Genomic DNA, 17,240 nt, shown 5'->3' with positions numbered 1-17,240 from the left:
TATACATAATACCATATCTAATAAAGTGACTGAGAGGGGATCCAGCTTGTATCCGAAATATCCTTATTATGGGTATGAACAAAAGTGTGAAAAGATTCCTGTAACCTTTCCACCACAACAACAATACCGGCAGCCGGGATTTGAATATTTAATGGTGCCTCGCCCGATTTATGATAATCCAAACTATGTCGGAACAGGCAAGTTAAAAGATAAAGTGGCGATCATCAGTGGCGGGGACAGTGGTATCGGAAGAGCAGTGGCAGTAGCATTTGCCAAGGAAGGAGCCGATATTGTCATTTCCTACCTTGATAAGCATCAGGATGCAGTAGAAACGAAGCAGGCGATTGAGCAACTCGGAAGACGCTGTGTGTTAATACCAGGTGATTTAAGGAAGGAAGAGGTCTGCCAGCATGTGGTCCATGTTACTGCTGATTTATTTGAAAAAATAGATGTTCTTGTTAACAATCATGCCGTTCAGTTTATCAGAGACAGCTTGCTGGATATCAGTGCAGAACAGCTGCAAGCTTCGTTTCAAACGAATATCTTATCGTTCTTCCATTTGACAAAAGCTGCCCTCCCCCATATGCCTGCGGGAAGCAGTATTGTTAATACCACATCGGTAAATGCATATATCGGACGTGAAAATTTAATCGATTATTCTTCTACAAAAGGAGCGATCGTCAGTTATACAAGGGCACTGGCCAAAAATGTTGTTGAACAAGGTATCCGAGTCAATGCCGTTGCCGGCCCGATTTGGACGCCGCTTATTCCAGCTACATTTACACCAGAAATGGTCAAATCGTTTGGAGCCGACGTACCAATGAAAAGAGCTGGCCAGCCGTTTGAGCTTGCTCCGGTCTATGTCCTGCTCGCATCAGATGATGGTTCCTATATAACCGGACAGACAATTCATGTCAACGGAGGGCAATTTGTTTCTTCCTGAAGTAGCATTCATTCAGTGGAGACTCATTCTCCGCCACCAGAATTAGTCCAAATAAGGACGAAATTCTCCTGGCACCAATCAGGGACACTACTTCGGATATCCACGTTTCCTGTGATGTCCACACACTCCTGAAAAAATAAATTTTCTTTTCAAGCCTGTTTATTAACACCATCGCTATCATAAAAAGCCCGTAAAGCGGTAACGCAATTCGTGACAGGATGATAATCGGTTTTTGGAGGAGAGCTTTTGATATTGCTGTATTTTTGATTGTTCCTGTTCAGCATTTGATACCAGCCCCCTCTTTTTTGATCAATCAGAAATTCCCAGCTGTATGCAAAAATTTGGTCGTAAAACTCCCAATAGGTTGGATCATCTGTTTTTGCAGCAAACAGGGCAGAAGCTCCAATTGCCTCTGCTATCACCCAATAGACTTTATCAGAATCAATGATCTCGCCTGCTGGTGCCATGCTGTAGAAAATTCCTCCATTCTTGTAATCAATTCCTTTACGGACAGCCTGATCAAATAACATTTTCGCATGGGGAAACATCCATGGCTCATACAAATGCTTCTCCAGGCGTTGAAGCAGTTTACTCCATTCGATCGAATGCCCGAAAATATATCCATACGGACGGAATTCATCTTTTGTATTCCCTTTATTATAGTTCCAGTCAATTTTCCAGTCCTCATCGTAATGTTCCCAAATCAAATAACCTGATTGCGGGAGCAGTTTGAATATAACGGAATAGGCAATACGATAGGCTCGCTGCAAATAACGCGCTTCACCTGTAGCCTCATATGCTGTCAACATCGCTTCACACAAATGCATATTCGCATTTTGTCCACGATACGAAGATACGGTTTGCCAGTCTCTCGAGATTTCATCTACATACAGCCCATCCTGTTCTCTCCAAAAATGGCGTTCCAGTATGTCATAAACCTCCGCAATTATTCCTCCTGCATAACTAATGCCTGCTTTATAAGCGGTGGCTGCAGCTATTAGGACAAAGGCATGACCATAGGCCTGTTTGCTGGAATCCTCAACCTTGAGCCCCTTAAGTACCCAATAATATCCACCGTTTTTCGGATCCCGCTGATGATGCTGTAAAAATTTTAACCCCCATTCTGCCATCTGTTTATAGCAGGATGAATCGCTGATCATAGCTGCAATGGAGAAAATATAAATAAACCTGGATTGCCCAACAAGATGCTTCGTTTTTTTATCACAAATTGTCCCATCATCCAGAAAGCAGTTTATATAACCTCCTGTCTCAGCATCAATACAACGCGGGGCATAAAAATTAACGGTATCGACAATATGCTGCTTAAGAAACGCTTGAACTTTGAAATTGGGGAAGTCCATATCCTTGTGATACCACCTTATCATTAAAGGAATTTGGTTTACCCTATGTTTCATTTACCAGCAATATTCTTATTGAACTGATTTCTTTTATGACGAGGAGCGTCATGCAAGCTAGTATTATTGTGCTACTACTGCAAATGATACTGCTTCTCATTTCCCCAATCCAATAGAATTACTTATCCAAATAATAATCATTGTCTCCCCGGAAACAGTAGATCAAATATTTGGATCTCTATTCCTGTAAGTGGTAATGTAAAAGTATTATGGAAAGGAGTGGATCGTTATGAGTATATCAATTCCAGAGATCACACTTAATGATGGCGTTACTTTGCCCGTTATAGGTTTTGGTACATACAAACTTAATGGAAATGAAGGGGCCAATGCCATAACTAGTGCAATTGATGCAGGTTATCGCCTGATTGATACTGCTTATAATTATGAAAACGAAGGAACGGTAGGCGAAGCCGTTCGCCGCAGTTCTGTTCCAAGGGAAGAATTAAGGATTACATCCAAATTACCAGGTCGTTATCATGCGTATGATAAAGCCGTCACTACCATTCAAGAATCCTTATATCGGGCAAATCTGGATTATTACGATTTATATCTTATTCATTGGCCTAACCCAGAACAAAATAACTATGTAGAAGCTTGGCAAGCATTAATTGACGCAAAAAAATGGGGACTGATTCGTTCAATCGGTGTTTGTAATTTCCTTCCTGAACATATCGAGCGGTTAGAAAAGGAAACTGGTACGAAGCCGAGCATCAACCAAATAGAATTACACCCATTTTTCAACCAGGAACAACAAAGAATATGGCACGAGGAGAACAACATTATAACAGAATCCTGGAGTCCATTAGCTCGGGCAAATGCGGTTTTACAAAATGAAACAATTGGAAGAATTGCCAGCTATCATAACAAGACGATTTCACAAATTATTTTACGTTGGCATTACCAACTAGGGGCAATCCCAATTCCTAAATCTTCATCTCCTGAACGGCAACTTGAAAATATATCAATTTTTGATTTCTCTCTAAATGAAACAGAAATGAATGCAATCGCGGCATTAACTCGCCCAGATGGCAGAATTAACAATCAAGACCCTGCTACTTATGAGGAATTTTAACAATGAGTGCGTGTTTATTTTTACGAATTTGATGGGCAACGAAATCAGAAGTATCATGTTAAACTGATGGGGTATACCAAAGGGAACGTGATATTTTAACGAATGCACAAAAAATTGACAGTATAATAAATAAATTTTATAATATACTTAGAATAAGGGAACCAAGGTAGCGCGAACTACCCGGTTCCGACAACTACAAACTGCATTAAGTGCAGTTGGCCAGAGTTTCAATATGTTTTTTCTGAAGAAGTAATTGCCGGCCTTGGGTTGGGGGCGATTACTTCTTTTTTGTCAGATAAACGACAATCGTAACAATAAAAGTTAGTGTTGTAATTTGGAGCAATCCAAACTGCAACGCCAAACTTAATGCTTGATATGCCGTCATCCTACCACCTCCTTTCCCTAAGCTTACACATGGCTTAAGGGACAAGGAACGATGGCCAACCGCCCACAATACCTATGTAGTTGCTACTTATAATTTATCATAACTTTTGCAGGATTGGTAGGCTAGTTCGAAGCTCTTTTAAACGATTCATTAACTAAAGGATCACACAAATGTGTGGACATAAATTTTCAATTGAATGGAGCCTCACTACACTATTCCTTTCTAATCATTCATCTCTTCCAATTCCTTCAAAACAACCGAAATTAACGGATGATTAGCATCAAACCCGGAAACAGTTTGTAATGTTTGCTATATCCTTTTTCTACAATCATTTGCAGCAGCTTAACCGCTTCTTCATCCTGTTCATTATGGTATTCCAGGGCGGTCGCTATTGTTTTCGCAAGATGGAATGGAGCCATTTTGGTGACCTTCATATACATACTGGCTGGGCGAATCAGTCGATCTTTTGGTCCTAGTTTACATACTGGTGCTCGCCCTACTCTGGTAACCTGATAGGAAATATACGGGTTCATAAACTGCTGAATAATCTATTCACATAAGTTTAGTGTACTTCCCTTGCGAATTGATAAGTTTGGATAATCGCCCAGATGGCAGAATTAACAATCAAGATCCTGCTACTTATAAAGAGTTTTAACAATACGTACGTGTTTATGGCAATGAAATCGGAAGTATCTGTAAACTGATGGGGTAATAATAAGGGGAACGAGATACTTGAACCAACGCACAAAAAATTGACAGTATAATTAAATAGAATTACAATAAAAATAGAATAAGGAACCGAATAGCGCTAACTATCCGGTTCCGGCAACTACAAACTGCATTAAGTGCAGTTGGCCAGCTGTTAAAATGTATTATCTAAAGAAGTAATCGCTAACCTTGGTCGGGGCGATTACTTTTTTTTAATTAAATAAACGACAATCGTAACAATAAAAGTGAGTGCTGTAATTTGGAGCAATCCAAACTGCAACGCCAAACTTAATGCTTGATATGTCGTCATCCTACCACCTCCTTTCCCTAAGCTTACACATGGCTTAAGGGACAAGGAACGATGGCCAACCGCCCACAATACCTATGTAGTTGCTAATTATAGTTTACCATAGCTGGTTGCCGGATTGGCAGAAAGCGAGAACAATTATTCCGAAAATTTAGAACTAAAGAACCATCAGCAATGGCCCACACATTTGTGCAGGCCAATACTTTTTTATCGGATTGCGCATTACGCGAACTATTATTATCTTTGTAAAGCCTTCATTTCCTCCAACTGCTTCATAACTACTGGGATCAACGGATGATCCGAATCCAATTCGGACACCAATTGTAATGTTTTTTCATATCCTTTATTCGTAATCATTTGCTGTAATTTAACCGCTTCTTCATCGTTTTCATTATGATACTCCAGAACGGCCGCAATCGTTTTTGCCAGATAGCGTGGGGCTTTCCCAGTGACATCCATATACATTGTTGCCGGGCGAATCAGACGGTCCTGTGGTCCCAATTTGCGAATCGGCCCCCGCCCTACTCTAGTAACCTCGTCGGAAATATACGGGTTCCTAAATCGCTCGATAATTTTATCAACATATGCCTGGTGTTTTTCCCTGTCAAATTGGTACGCTTGGATAAGCGCTTCGCCAGATTCTGTTAATGCCCCTCGAATGATTTCCTGAACCGTTTTATCATGCATCGCATCATTAATGGTTGTATATCCCAAATAACGACCTACATACGCCGGTATCGTATGACCAGTATTGACGGTAAACAATTTTCGTTCAATGTATGGTGTTAAGTCGGAAACATACGTAACCCCTTCAATTGACGGCTTTTCTCCTTTGATCGCTGTTTCTTCCACGACCCACTCATAATACGGCTCTACAGAAACCTCCAGCAGGTCATGATGACTTTGATTCGGTACAATTCGGTCAACAGCAGCATTCGGAAACCCAACCATCGTATCAAGCGCTTTGCACTCTTCTTTCGTTAAGTGTTCCATTACTTTTTCCTTTAGTAGCGAGCTTCCGCCAATCATGTTTTCACAAGCGATAATGTTTAATGGCTTTTTACTAGATTTCAGCCGTTCACGCAATCCTTTCGCTACAAGCTCTGAAATAACTGGTAAAATGTTTGGTCCTACAGCAGTTGTCACAATATTAGCTTCCACAATAGCCTGGATAACTTTATTTGGATTACGGATACTATTAATTCCTGATACGTTTTTCACAGTTAATGTTTTGCTAGTTTCAGCAGCCAATCGGACATTGTACTGTTGCTTTTCGTTCAGCTTTTGAATCACTTCATCGTTTACATCAACAAAAACGGTTTGATAATTTGCCTGGTAAAGGAGGGAACCAATAAAACCCCGGCCAATATTTCCTGCGCCAACGTGTACAGCTAACATTTAATTCACCCCATTAAATAGATTCAGAATGTCTTCCTTCGATTGGGCGTTGACTATTTGCTGGATATTCTCCTCTTCTGAGCAGACAATGGCAATGTCGGACAGTACGTCTAAATGCTCATCCCCTTTTCCGGCAATACCGATAAGAACCTTTACTATATTTCCTCCGCCAAAATCAACCCCATCAGGAACCGTTACCACGGTAATGCCTGTTGCCAAAACAGCTTCCTTGGCATCTTCTGTGCCGTGTGGAATGGCGACATGGTTCCCCATAAAAGTAGATGTCATTTCTTCCCTTTCCAGCATTTTTTCTACATAGGATGCTTCCACATACCCGTTCCTTACCAGGATATCTCCGGTATAACGGATTGCTTCTTCCTCGTCGCGCAATGTTACGTTTAGCTGAATATTATCTTTGCTTAAAATTTCTTTTGTCATGTCTAGCTACACTCCTTACCATAGATTTTTTTCTTGTAAAAAAGTTTGAAATTGCTGGGATAAAAATTGTTTGATTTGCATTTCGTCCCCTGTCTCAAACATCTTCACACTTTCTTCTCCTTGTATGAGTAAGCTGCTTAGATAGCTAAGCACTTCTAATAATTCCTGTGAGGCAGCTTCTGGAGCAAGCATCAGTACTAATGTGCTCATCTCCATTCTGCCTCCGTCCATCCCTCTTACGGTTAACGCATGCTCCAGCCGGTAAATAGTAAAGCTTGGCCGTTCAATCGCCTTTGACCGCGTATGATAAAGGGCAAGCGGTGTACCGGGAATCCCCAATCCACCAGCCTTTTCTCTCTCTAACAGCCTTTTGGCAACATTTTCTTCATTTTTCAGCAGCCGCCTGTCTGCTAGTTCTTTACAAATCAAATGTAAAACGGAAGGTAATGAGCTTCGTCCGGTAATTTTCTTTAAGTTAAATACCTCAAGCAAATCCAACATGACTTTTGCATAATGCTGCATGACCTCCAGCTTTGGAATAAAAGCCAAAACCTGTTCGTCCTCACGATTTGACTTTGCTTGGGTTCTCTTCGCCTTAAACGAAAGCTTTTTATGCTGAATGACCTTTTTGATACGATGAACTTCCGCTTGCGATAAAATTGGTGATGCAAGGATATAATCACCAGCAAATCCTTTTAACGGGATCGTTGACACAACAATGTCGTATTTATCAGGATCAAGATGATTCAGGTCGAACAGCGATTTATTTTCCACCTGTTTAATTTCTGGAAACCGCTGTGTTAATTTTGTAGCGAGAATTTTTGCTGTGCCGATCCCGCTGGAACAGATAATTAAGGCGCGTAATGCTACTTCCTCTTTCCCATCAAGTAGTGCGGCTGCAAAATGAAGCACGAGATACCCAATTTCATCGTCTGGAAATGGCAGATCCGGAAACGTTCGCTTGATACCATCCTGAATAACTTGAAAAAGCTCCCTATATTCGCTTTTAATTTCATCCATTATTGGGTTATTGATATTCATTCCTTGTTTTAGCCGATAAATAGCTGGTTTTAAGTGAGCAACCAGCCCATTAAGCAATGAATTATCTGCTGCTAAATCAGCATTGAGACGAGAATTGATATATTGAATTAATTCCTTTGATTGCAAGGCAATATCCAAGCTCGAATCTTCAATTACATAATTGTGATCAACACGCAGTTTGGCTCCCATCAGGTGCATCGTAATATAGCCGATTTCATCCTCCGGAATATCCATGGATAGCGCTATTTCCAGATCCTGAACAACCTCTTTGGCAATTTCATATTCTTTTGTTTCCTCAATTTGTCTCATAAACGTCGTATCAAACTTTATTTTGTCTCCCTTTTTCAGTCGTTCAATCGCTAATGCTAGATGAACAACCAGGCCAATATAAGCGTTATCAGCTAATTCATGTGGTAGTTCGTCCCTAACTTGTTCTACTCTATCCTCAATTGTGTGTAACGTCTCCAGATTAACTAATCCTAGCAGTCGCCTTGAAATCGTATTTAATTGCTGCTGCGACTTCTTTTGGATAGTCTCTTTTAAAAGCGACACATATTCAAAAGGATCCATATACTTAGTAATCAGCTTGCTTATAGCGGCGCGTTTATTCGTTTCATCACCTTCCACCTTCACCCCATACCCTCTTCTTCTGATGACGGATAGGTCGAAGCCTGCTAACTCATTTTCCAATTGATCCAAGTCATTGCTTATTGTTGCAATTGTTACCTTTAATTCATTAGCAAGGGTGAACAGTTTGATTGGTTCGGTTGCTTCAAGAAGTGTTGATAAAATGATTGCCTGCCGTTCATCTGGTGTAAAATCTGCTGTTGCTGCATTGGAAAGGGTTAATTCCAATTGCTGTTTGTCGTTCTCATCCCCAATGATACGGAGACCAACCCCTGCCTTCTTTTGTAATTCCAAATTGTATTCCAAAATTATTCTTTCAATATTTTTCAAATCACGATGAATCGTACGCTCACTGACGTTCAGATCATCAGCAATTTCTTTCACTGTAACAGCTGCTTGTGCATGCAATATATATTCGATTATCTTGCGTTCCCGCCCCGTAATATACAAACTGTTCACCTCCTGCAGCCATATTATTAGCGTATGCTCAAAAGTGGCCGAACCTGATTTTTGAAAGTTGATGCGGAATAGCACCCGTCTACTAGGCTTGCACAGAACGTGCTTACTTCTGTGTTAGCAATTGTCACAGGCGGTTTAACAGAAGAATCATTTATTGCTAACTCCAAAGTTCACCACCTATCATTTGGTGACTTTTGGGCCATCTTCCGTTACGTTATCTTTAAGTCGATCCACCAACTCATCATATTTAGGGCTATTCAGGAAGTTTTCTACCGACACATGCTCGGCACTTGATAATTTAGCCTTGGCTCGATCCGTTAAGTCTTGATGCGTTATGACGATGTCTGCATCATCTGGCAGTTGGTTAATCGATGTATTCGTAACTGCCACATCAATATTAGCCTCTTTAAATTTTTTCTTCAATAATGAGGCACCCATTGCACTTGAACCCATTCCTGCATCACAGGCGAAAATAATTTTATGAACTTCATCTGAACGCTTTTTTACAGCCTCTTCGTCTTGGGTAAGAGCATCGGCAACAGAACTTTTCTTGCCTTTCATTTCTTCCATTTTACCCGTAGCAGCTGATAAATCTTCCTCGCCACTTGACTTGCTTGTTTTCAAAATAAACGATGCAATTAAGAAGGAAACGACTGTTGCTACAAGCACACCAAGGATCACACCGATATAATTTCCTTGTGGTGTCATTGCCATTACAGCAAGAATACTTCCTGGTGATGCTGGTGCTACTAATCCCGCGTTAAAGACGTTTAGGGTGAATACACCACTTATACCACCGCCAATAGCTGCTAGTAGTAAGGTGGGTTTTATTAGGACATATGGGAAATAAATCTCATGTATCCCACCCAAAAAATGAATGACCGCTGCACCAGGTGCGGAGCTTTTTGACATCCCTTTGCCAAAAATTGCGAATGCCAGCAGGATGCCCAACCCTGGGCCGGGGTTTGCTTCCAACAGGAATAGTATAGATTTCCCTGCATCGCCCACTTGCTCGACTCCAATTGGACTTAAGATTCCATGATTAATGGCATTATTTAAAAATAAAATCTTGGCTGGTTCAATAATGATATTTGCCAGCGGCAGTAAGCCTGCATTAATGATTGCTTCTACCCCTGAAGCCAATATATTATTCAAACCTGCAACGACTGGCCCAATCAATTTGACAGAAATACCTGCCAAAATCGCCCCTAAAATACCGGCAGAAAAATTGTTATAAAGCATTTCGAAACCCGACTTGATTTTATCCTGTAATACGTCATCGATCTTTTTCATGCAATATCCAGCTAGCGGTCCCATGATCATGGCTCCCAGAAACATGGGGATGTCTGCTCCTACGATAACCCCCATCGTAGCAATAGCACCTACCACCCCGCCACGTACATCATGCACCAATCGTCCACCGGTAAACCCAATCAAGAGTGGCAACAAGTAAAATTTCATTGGGTCTACTAATGCTGCCAAATCCTCGTTTGGCCAATAACCATCTGGAATGAATAATGCCGTGATAATACCCCAGGCGATAAAAGCGCCTATATTCGGCATTATCATCCCACTCAAATAACTGCCAAAGTGCTGTAGCTTCGCACGAATGCCTTTATTTGCCATAATAAAAATCCCCCTTTTCAATTATGATTTTCCAATAATGATTCCTGATTTAATTTTACAGCGCTTACAAGGCCATCATCAAGCTAATCTTAAAGGCGATTTGGCAAATGTGTTGTTGACATTATTTAATAATGGCATAGGCAGTACTTATTCTGTACGAGCAGATATAGAAGACCCTTGCAATACGACTTTACGCTTTAACCTGAAAAAGACCAGCACGCATCCCATTTGCGCGCGCTGATCTTGTTTTATTAGAAGAGAACATACCCAGATTTCCCAGGATCCGTTCCCCATCCTTATCCCAACTCAATCTCCGTCACTTCACGATCAACAATTCGTGCACCTTTGATGGAAACAATGTCACCACCGGAAGTTGTGAAAATGTTTTCCGTCAGGATCTCGTCCATCGCACTTTTGACAGCTGCTGGATCAACCGGTTCAGCTGGTTTTTCTAATGAGTAGGTAACGGTTTTCCCGTCCTCATTTAAAAATTTCAGTTCAAGCTTTTTCAAAAGTCTTCCCTCCCTTCTATTCCAATTTTTTTGATGCTTGACTGCGTATGACGCGGTCAGGAAGCAATGGTGCTTGCACCGGGTATAGCATTATGCCTGCCTGATCTCAGAGCTGTCTTTTCGCTCAATATCGTAAAGCGGGCGCTCCTGCAGTCCGGCAAAGGCTTGTGCGATCGTATAAAGCTGATCAGCCGTTGCCTCGGTCTTGACATTATTGAAGCTTTTCGTTTTATAAATCGGCTTCCCTGTCAACTCATCCACACCATCGTCCAAAACGAGCTGCAAAGTGGATTTGTACATTTCTGCTACTGCCATGTTCATCCCCTCCTTTCACCATTACAATCGTCTGGAAAGGGGAAAGGGGGGCATGGGAATTTAAAAATTAATTTTGCAATGATGACACTTGTGGTGGAGCATAGACGATAATAGATACAACAGGTTCTTTATAGGAAGTGCTAAATCCAGAATTTCGCCGAATACTATCATTCAGCCGAGTACCAGTAAAAATTAAAATAAGATAAAAAAGCAGGAGGCATGATATAAATGAAGTGGTCTTCTGTTCGTGAAATGTATCCCAATCAATTTGTAAAACTTAAGACCTTGTCTTCAAAGCTTATGAATGATAATGAACAAGAAATTGTTGAAGAAGTCGATTTAATTGGTGCAGTCGAGGATAAAAATGCAACAAACGAACTTTTACATTCCAAGGGTGGTGATGAATTCCCATGAAGTCACCGATCAAAAGTGGGAAGTCGCGGATCAAAAGCAGAAAACCGCTGATCGAAAGCGAAAAAACGCTGATCAAAAGCGAAAAGCCGCCGATCGAATCCGGAATGTCGCCGATCAAAAGCGAAAAAACGCTGATCAAAAGCGAAATCCCGCCGATCGAAAGCGAAATCCCGCCGATCGAAAGCGAAAAATCGCTGATCGAAAGCGAAAAGCCGCCGATCGAATCCGGAATGTCGCCGATCAAAAGCGAAAAAACGCTGATCAAAAGCGAAATCCCGCCGATCGAAACCGGAATGTCGCCGATCGAAAGCGAAAAGTCGCCGATCGTATATCATACTGCTCACAAAAATATCATTCCAAAAATTCAGGAAAATAAGGGATTAAGGGGATTCCCATGAACATTCATTAGAGTATGCCAGAATAAATCCTTGTTCAATCCAAAGGTTAGCCTCCTGCCACTTTATTACTTTAGCTTAACGGGAGGCAACAGTATTAATCCCGTCTTAAAATAACTCGCCCCATAAATTCAAACACTTTCAAAATACGCTTAAAACGTGTGGGTTGTTTAATAAGGCGGTACAGCCACTCTAAATTTAAGTTAATCCATAACTGTGGAGCACGTTTTGTCTCTCCTGCTATGATATCGAAGCTGCCGCCTATACCAATAAATAGACCCTTTGCGAATTGATCCTTATGCTTCGCAATCCACATTTCCTGCCGGGGAACTCCCAGCGCAACGAAAATCAGATCGGGATTTGCGGTCTTCACTGTTGCAGCCATTTCCGGGTCATCGATAGCGAAAAAGCCGTGGTGATGACCGGCGATTTTCAGTCCAGGGTATTGCCTATTTACTTCTTTTACAACTTTTTCGTTAACCGATTCCTTTGCCCCGAGGAAATAGCAGCTATAACCCTTTTCTTCAGCATGTTTAAGCAAATCCAGCATAAGGTCGTAGCCAGGTATTCGTTCCTGAAGTGGCTCGTTTTTATATTTTGCCGCCATCAGTATTCCAGATCCGTCAGGGATAACATAATTTGCGGATTGAATAATTTCTTTATATGTTGTGTCTTCTTTTGCACGCATGACAATTTCCGGATTTGCTGTTACAACAAAACTTTTTTTTTGATCAGCTAGCCTTGGAAAAAGGTATTGGTGCAGAAAGTCATCTTTTGTCGTATTTAAAAAAGGAATGTCCATAATTGTTACAGAATCATTAGCTTTCGTCATTATTTGCAACCTTTCTAAAAGAACTCAGATGAAATAAATCTTATATCAGCTGAAACGGCTATACATATACCAATTTTCCAACTGTCTAAACAATTCTTACAAAATTGTAATCAAATTTTAATTTACTACTGGGCATTTTTCTAGTAAAATTAATGTTAGTTTTTCAGTTATTATGTAAATGTTACTCGAAATTATGATATCATTTATAGTCAGGTTTTTCCAACTGATTTTTTTGCAATATAGATAATCAAATTAGCATAATACTAATTGTAAGGTATTTTGCATAAAAGGGGAATTTTAATGTATAACAATACACGTCGTGTCCGGAGAACGAAGAAACGCAAGCTGAAAAAGCGCGTTGTTTTCATATTGGTGCCGGTTTTAGTCGCCTTTTTTGCTGTTGCAACCTATGCTACTTACTTATATATTAAAGCTGATTCGGTATTCTCTGATTCCTATAAGAATGATGGACGGGAAAAATCAGATTTGCGTGAGACAATAGTGGATCCAGATGTCGATAATGTATCCGTTCTGATTATGGGTGTTGATGCCAGTGATGTCAGGAACAATAAAGATAACGATGATTCACGGACAGACTCCTTGATGCTTGCCACACTGAACAAGGATGATAAGAGTGTCAAGCTGCTGAGTATTCCACGTGATTCTTATGTTTACGTTCCGGAGGTCGGGTATGAAACAAAAATCAACCATGCCCATGCGTACGGTGGGCCGAGAGCAACGATTGATACAGTTGAAAATTTATTGGACATTCCGGTCGATTATTATGTCAAAGTGAACTTTGAAGCATTTATCGATGTAGTTAATGCAGTTGATGGCGTAACCGTTGATGTTCCTTATGAAATGAGTGAACAAGATTCCAAGGACAAGGCTGGTGCCATTCAATTATCACCTGGTGAGCAGGTATTAAATGGCGAAGAGGCACTAGCTTTTGCCAGAACACGAAAACAAGATAATGATATTGAGCGAGGGAAACGGCAACAGGAAGTAATTAAAGCAGTTATGAAGAAGGCTGTATCGATGGATTCCATTTTAAAATTTGATAACATCATTGAAGCAGTCGGAAAAAACATGACAACCAACATGACATTTGATGAAATGAAAAGTTTTATTTCCTATGGCACAAGCGGAAAAAATTTAAACATTGAGTCACTAACATTAGAAGGTCATGATTACCAGCCAGGTAGCACGTATTATTATCAATTGGATGAAGTAGCGCTTGAAGAGACGAAGCAAATTCTGAAAAATCAATTGGATTTGGCAGATAATACAAGCACAACAGCTAGTGAAGCTGACAATAGTACGGCGGAAACCGGTACTACCGAGAGCCCGACAACAACTTCATATTAGATTGGAGAAGCTGCTGGCCGTATGGCTGGCGGCTTTTTTTGTGGGAGGGTAGCGGTTGTTGTTTTCTGGTACGCGCTGTTATGTGCTTGAGCGCCTGTCTTTGTAACATGAGCGCACAATTCCTTAGCTCGATCCGCTCGACTTTTGAACACGGGTAGACAATTCCTGAAGCATGGGCATCTATTCCCTTGACAAAAATCGAAAAGGAAGATCGCCAATTACAACAACCAGCGACATAAATAGCAGCGGAACCTCCGCTGCTATTTATGTCGCAAGCCTTTTACAAAATTGGTTAATGGCTTATATTCCGCATTGATTAATTCCAGATTTTCAATTAAAAATTGTACTGCCAGTAATGATATCGTGAAGATCAGCAGTGATCCCCAAACCGTTGTCATGGAAAATAATATAGCGGCTACACTGAACATCGCACTTAGCGCGTATATGATCAGGACAGTCTGCTTGTGGGTGAAGCCTGACTTGACTAGGCGATGATGCAAATGCGAGCTGTCCGGACTCGACAGTGGCTGATTATTAATATACCTTCTAACCATCGCAATGAGTGTATCGGAAATTGGCACTCCCAAGATAAAGATTGGAATGATAAACGAAATAATGGTTACATTTTTAAAGCCGAGAAGCGCCAACACCGAAATCATATACCCTAAAAAAAGCGCCCCCGTATCCCCCATGAATATTTTTGCGGGATAAAAATTATAGCGTAAAAATCCAACCGTGCTAAAAAACAGGATCAAAGCCATGGTTGCAACATAAACGTCTCCCATAATAACAGCCATACCAGCGATCGTAAATAATGCAATCGATGATACTCCTGCAGCCAGCCCGTCCAACCCGTCAATCAGGTTAATCGCATTGGTAATTCCGACTATCCAAAAAATCGTCACAACGGAGCTTAAAAAGCCAAATTCGATTTGTCCGCCAAACGGTAAATTAATAAATTCAACCTGCAATCCACCCCAGAAAACGACCAGAACCGCAACGATAATTTGGGTAATAAATTTTACCTTGGGCGATAAGTCAAATAGATCGTCTAAACAACCGAGTACGATAATAATAAATCCACCACAGATGATTGCAAGATGATAGTCGTTTTCCGGTTGTAAAATGACTAAGCCAATGAGAAAACTAAAATAAATTGCCAGCCCGCCCAAAGTTGGAATTGGGGTTGCATGAACTTTTCGATGGTTCGGTTTATCTGTTGCATTAAATTTTAACGAAATTTTTATCAGAAACGGCGTTATCATTAACGAAATTAACAATGTTAAAAAGGCTAATACTACAATTTTTATCACTTAGCCCACCTCAATTGTCTATTTTAACATAGACTCTTTTTACTTATAGAGAATGTTCAAAAGTCACCAAAGATAAGCGGCGACTTTTTCAACACACACTTATAATTATGATGTTGGAATTTTGTAATTATCGATAAAAGCATTTTTCGTGTTGCACATACTAAATGTTAAACGAGTTTCCTGGTACTCGATCGATTTTATCCCGCTATCGATCGACTTTGCCCCCTGTTCGATCGTTTTTGCGACGCTCAATCGTCTTTGCTTCTCGCTCGATTAAAAATGAGCCCTGCTGGATCGATTTTATATAGTACCCGATCGATATTGTATCGCGCACTCCACTCGGGCGCATCAATCAATTCCATTCGCTTTTTACATTTAAATTTACTTTATCCATACTTAAGTATACATTATAAACGTTTTCAGCAAAAATCTCCAACGAAAATTTGCTTGAAGCGTGGGACTCGAGTTTTTCTCCCATCCTTTTTAACATACCCTTGTTGCGAAAAATTATCGCCTCTTCCATTGCACTTGTCAGTTCTCGAACATTACCCGGGCTTGTTTTCCAGCCTAATGATTTGTCGCATAGCAATTCGGAAACCCCGCCGACATCTGTTGCGATGACCGGTGTTTTGGCCCTGGCAGACTCCAATAATACTAATGGAAAACTTTCACTGAATGAGGTGAGCATGGTGATATCTGCCATTCCGTAAAATTTATCAATATCGTGGCGGTGGCCGAGGAAATGGACATTTTTTTCGACACCCAAATCCCGTGCCGCCCGTTTTAAGGTGTCCGTAAGCGTCCCGTCCCCGGCAAGCAGCAGGTGACAGCCGTTATGTCCTTTGATAATTTCGGAAAAAGCCTCCAAAGCTATTTGATGACCCTTTACCGGTTCAAGCCTTGCTGCCATTAAAAACAAAAAATCATGTTCACCAAAGCCAAAATCATTTCTTACATGTGGCTTGTCCGCTTTTTTCCGGAAATCAATCCCATTTAATGCGGTGACAATTTTATTATTTTCTACCCCGACGCCATGAAGATTCGTGCGAAAAGGCTCGGAAATAGCGATGATTCGGTCTGCATTCCTGATAGCATTTAAATGAAGCCGGCACAAAAAATCCCCATACATCCCCTTGCCCATGAAGTCGTGGGTCGGGTCACTATGTACGGTTACAATCCAATGAAAGGGTGCCATTTTTTTTAGAACTTTCGCGTACACATTCGCGCGTGGTCCGTGTGTATGAACAAGGCCAATCCGTTCCCGTTTAATATAGCTGGCTATTTTATGTATGAGCGGGATACTAAGTTTTACACGATTGGAAAAGTATACCGTCTGAATCCCTAGTCTCTCCGCCTGTTTCAGCATTTCTCCCTTTTCCAGAACGCCTAAAATAAATTCGTCCCGGTTAAATTCTTTCAATAACCCAAGAATATGGTGCATACCGCCACCAGTTTCGTTTCCTGCGTTTAAATGTAATATTTTCATTCCTTCCTATTCACTCCCTTTTTCCGACGCCTGACAGTAAACTATCTCCAAGCGGATTTATTAGAAAAATTTGGATGTGCTAATCAGCCATGTCCAGATGTAGCAGTCAGTGTGCTTTTGTACTTACTTGATGTAGTAAATCAATATACCCAGACTAAGCGGAAATTATAATAGCAGTGAATATTT

The 17,240-nt window shown here is 40.8% G+C and carries 19 protein-coding genes; 5 read left to right on the top strand and 14 right to left on the bottom strand.

The window, feature by feature from the left end:
- Positions 1–46: 46 nt before the first annotated feature.
- Positions 47–943, top strand: a complete 897-nt coding sequence (locus CZ382_RS16710; protein WP_200809538.1) for an SDR family oxidoreductase — start codon at positions 47–49, stop codon at positions 941–943.
- A 149-nt stretch (positions 944–1,092) separates the two neighbouring features.
- On the opposite strand, the gene CZ382_RS16705 is transcribed toward CZ382_RS16710, so the two are convergent.
- Positions 1,093–2,304 (bottom strand): AGE family epimerase/isomerase, encoded by a 1,212-nt coding sequence (locus CZ382_RS16705; protein ID WP_088052344.1) that lies wholly within the window; start codon positions 2,302–2,304, stop codon positions 1,093–1,095.
- 283 nt (positions 2,305–2,587) lie between these two features.
- Here CZ382_RS16705 and CZ382_RS16700 point away from each other — a divergent pair, with 283 nt between their 5' ends.
- Complete coding sequence (locus CZ382_RS16700) at positions 2,588–3,430, top strand: aldo/keto reductase (RefSeq protein WP_088052343.1); 843 nt, start codon at positions 2,588–2,590, stop codon at positions 3,428–3,430.
- A gap of 277 nt (positions 3,431–3,707) precedes the next feature.
- Here the strand turns inward: CZ382_RS16700 and CZ382_RS24320 are convergent, their stop codons facing one another.
- The 9 genes from CZ382_RS24320 to CZ382_RS16670 all read right to left on the bottom strand — a co-directional run bounded on the left by CZ382_RS24320 (position 3,708) and on the right by CZ382_RS16670 (position 11,246).
- Complete coding sequence (locus CZ382_RS24320) at positions 3,708–3,815, bottom strand: putative holin-like toxin (protein WP_235000460.1); 108 nt, start codon at positions 3,813–3,815, stop codon at positions 3,708–3,710.
- 263 nt (positions 3,816–4,078) lie between these two features.
- Positions 4,079–4,348 (bottom strand): mannitol dehydrogenase family protein, encoded by a 270-nt coding sequence (locus CZ382_RS23490; protein ID WP_123057226.1) that lies wholly within the window; start codon positions 4,346–4,348, stop codon positions 4,079–4,081.
- A gap of 377 nt (positions 4,349–4,725) precedes the next feature.
- Positions 4,726–4,833, bottom strand: a complete 108-nt coding sequence (locus CZ382_RS24315; protein WP_235000459.1) for a putative holin-like toxin — start codon at positions 4,831–4,833, stop codon at positions 4,726–4,728.
- A gap of 234 nt (positions 4,834–5,067) precedes the next feature.
- Complete coding sequence (locus tag CZ382_RS16695; protein ID WP_088052342.1) at positions 5,068–6,228, bottom strand: mannitol-1-phosphate 5-dehydrogenase; 1,161 nt, start codon at positions 6,226–6,228, stop codon at positions 5,068–5,070.
- Positions 6,229–6,666 (bottom strand): PTS sugar transporter subunit IIA, encoded by a 438-nt coding sequence (locus CZ382_RS16690; RefSeq protein ID WP_088052341.1) that lies wholly within the window; start codon positions 6,664–6,666, stop codon positions 6,229–6,231.
- A gap of 15 nt (positions 6,667–6,681) precedes the next feature.
- Entirely contained in the window at positions 6,682–8,793 is a 2,112-nt protein-coding gene (locus CZ382_RS16685) for a BglG family transcription antiterminator (RefSeq protein ID WP_235000458.1), read from the bottom strand.
- 180 nt (positions 8,794–8,973) lie between these two features.
- A complete protein-coding gene (locus CZ382_RS16680) occupies positions 8,974–10,419 on the bottom strand; it encodes a PTS mannitol transporter subunit IICB (protein ID WP_088052339.1) in 1,446 nt (481 codons plus the stop codon).
- A gap of 296 nt (positions 10,420–10,715) precedes the next feature.
- Entirely contained in the window at positions 10,716–10,931 is a 216-nt protein-coding gene (locus CZ382_RS16675; RefSeq protein WP_088052338.1) for a DUF2922 domain-containing protein, read from the bottom strand.
- A gap of 90 nt (positions 10,932–11,021) precedes the next feature.
- Positions 11,022–11,246 carry a DUF1659 domain-containing protein gene (locus CZ382_RS16670; RefSeq protein ID WP_088052337.1) on the bottom strand — a complete coding sequence of 75 codons (225 nt, stop codon included), beginning with the start codon at positions 11,244–11,246 and terminating at the stop codon, positions 11,022–11,024.
- Between the two features lie 228 nt (positions 11,247–11,474).
- Between CZ382_RS16670 and CZ382_RS16665 the strand changes: the two genes are divergently transcribed.
- Positions 11,475–11,660 (top strand): hypothetical protein, encoded by a 186-nt coding sequence (locus CZ382_RS16665; RefSeq protein ID WP_088052336.1) that lies wholly within the window; start codon positions 11,475–11,477, stop codon positions 11,658–11,660.
- Complete coding sequence (locus tag CZ382_RS16660) at positions 11,657–12,058, top strand: ribosomal eL19 family protein (RefSeq protein WP_088052335.1); 402 nt, start codon at positions 11,657–11,659, stop codon at positions 12,056–12,058. The genes CZ382_RS16665 and CZ382_RS16660 overlap by 4 nt, the downstream gene beginning before the upstream one ends.
- A gap of 94 nt (positions 12,059–12,152) precedes the next feature.
- Here the strand turns inward: CZ382_RS16660 and CZ382_RS16655 are convergent, their stop codons facing one another.
- Positions 12,153–12,887 (bottom strand): WecB/TagA/CpsF family glycosyltransferase, encoded by a 735-nt coding sequence (locus CZ382_RS16655; RefSeq protein WP_088052334.1) that lies wholly within the window; start codon positions 12,885–12,887, stop codon positions 12,153–12,155.
- Between the two features lie 300 nt (positions 12,888–13,187).
- On the opposite strand from CZ382_RS16655, the gene CZ382_RS16650 reads away from it, so the two are divergent.
- A complete protein-coding gene (locus tag CZ382_RS16650) occupies positions 13,188–14,255 on the top strand; it encodes an LCP family protein (RefSeq protein WP_088052333.1) in 1,068 nt (355 codons plus the stop codon).
- 260 nt (positions 14,256–14,515) lie between these two features.
- Here the strand turns inward: CZ382_RS16650 and CZ382_RS16645 are convergent, their stop codons facing one another.
- The 3 genes from CZ382_RS16645 to CZ382_RS16640 form a co-directional block, all read right to left on the bottom strand.
- A complete protein-coding gene (locus CZ382_RS16645) occupies positions 14,516–15,520 on the bottom strand; it encodes an MraY family glycosyltransferase (RefSeq protein WP_088053509.1) in 1,005 nt (334 codons plus the stop codon).
- A 153-nt stretch (positions 15,521–15,673) separates the two neighbouring features.
- Entirely contained in the window at positions 15,674–15,820 is a 147-nt protein-coding gene (locus tag CZ382_RS23810; protein ID WP_159457822.1) for a hypothetical protein, read from the bottom strand.
- Positions 15,821–15,920: 100 nt separating this feature from the next.
- The gene (locus CZ382_RS16640) at positions 15,921–17,054 is read right to left on the bottom strand and encodes a glycosyltransferase family 4 protein (RefSeq protein ID WP_088052332.1); all 1,134 of its coding nucleotides are present in this window, start codon (positions 17,052–17,054) and stop codon (positions 15,921–15,923) included.
- Positions 17,055–17,240 lie beyond the last annotated feature (186 nt).

Origin of the sequence: Virgibacillus dakarensis, assembly GCF_900155625.1 — a bacterium.
Classification (GTDB): Bacteria; Bacillota; Bacilli; order Bacillales; family Amphibacillaceae; genus Lentibacillus_C; species Lentibacillus_C populi.
Note: the sequence above shows the minus strand (reverse complement) of the source record. Positions and strands in the feature narration are given on the sequence as shown.

Coding starts and splice junctions, on each gene's coding strand:
- CZ382_RS16705 (WP_088052344.1), bottom strand. CDS start 2,304: ATGGACTTCCCCAATTTCAAAGTTCAAGCGTTTCTTAAGCAGCATATT.
- CZ382_RS16700 (WP_088052343.1), top strand. CDS start 2,588: ATGAGTATATCAATTCCAGAGATCACACTTAATGATGGCGTTACTTTG.
- CZ382_RS24320 (WP_235000460.1), bottom strand. CDS start 3,815: ATGACGGCATATCAAGCATTAAGTTTGGCGTTGCAGTTTGGATTGCTC.
- CZ382_RS23490 (WP_123057226.1), bottom strand. CDS start 4,348: ATGAACCCGTATATTTCCTATCAGGTTACCAGAGTAGGGCGAGCACCA.
- CZ382_RS24315 (WP_235000459.1), bottom strand. CDS start 4,833: ATGACGACATATCAAGCATTAAGTTTGGCGTTGCAGTTTGGATTGCTC.
- CZ382_RS16695 (WP_088052342.1), bottom strand. CDS start 6,228: ATGTTAGCTGTACACGTTGGCGCAGGAAATATTGGCCGGGGTTTTATT.
- CZ382_RS16690 (WP_088052341.1), bottom strand. CDS start 6,666: ATGACAAAAGAAATTTTAAGCAAAGATAATATTCAGCTAAACGTAACA.
- CZ382_RS16680 (WP_088052339.1), bottom strand. CDS start 10,419: ATGGCAAATAAAGGCATTCGTGCGAAGCTACAGCACTTTGGCAGTTAT.
- CZ382_RS16670 (WP_088052337.1), bottom strand. CDS start 11,246: ATGGCAGTAGCAGAAATGTACAAATCCACTTTGCAGCTCGTTTTGGAC.
- CZ382_RS16665 (WP_088052336.1), top strand. CDS start 11,475: ATGAAGTGGTCTTCTGTTCGTGAAATGTATCCCAATCAATTTGTAAAA.
- CZ382_RS16660 (WP_088052335.1), top strand. CDS start 11,657: ATGAAGTCACCGATCAAAAGTGGGAAGTCGCGGATCAAAAGCAGAAAA.
- CZ382_RS16655 (WP_088052334.1), bottom strand. CDS start 12,887: ATGACGAAAGCTAATGATTCTGTAACAATTATGGACATTCCTTTTTTA.
- CZ382_RS16650 (WP_088052333.1), top strand. CDS start 13,188: ATGTATAACAATACACGTCGTGTCCGGAGAACGAAGAAACGCAAGCTG.
- CZ382_RS16645 (WP_088053509.1), bottom strand. CDS start 15,520: ATGATAACGCCGTTTCTGATAAAAATTTCGTTAAAATTTAATGCAACA.
- CZ382_RS16640 (WP_088052332.1), bottom strand. CDS start 17,054: ATGAAAATATTACATTTAAACGCAGGAAACGAAACTGGTGGCGGTATG.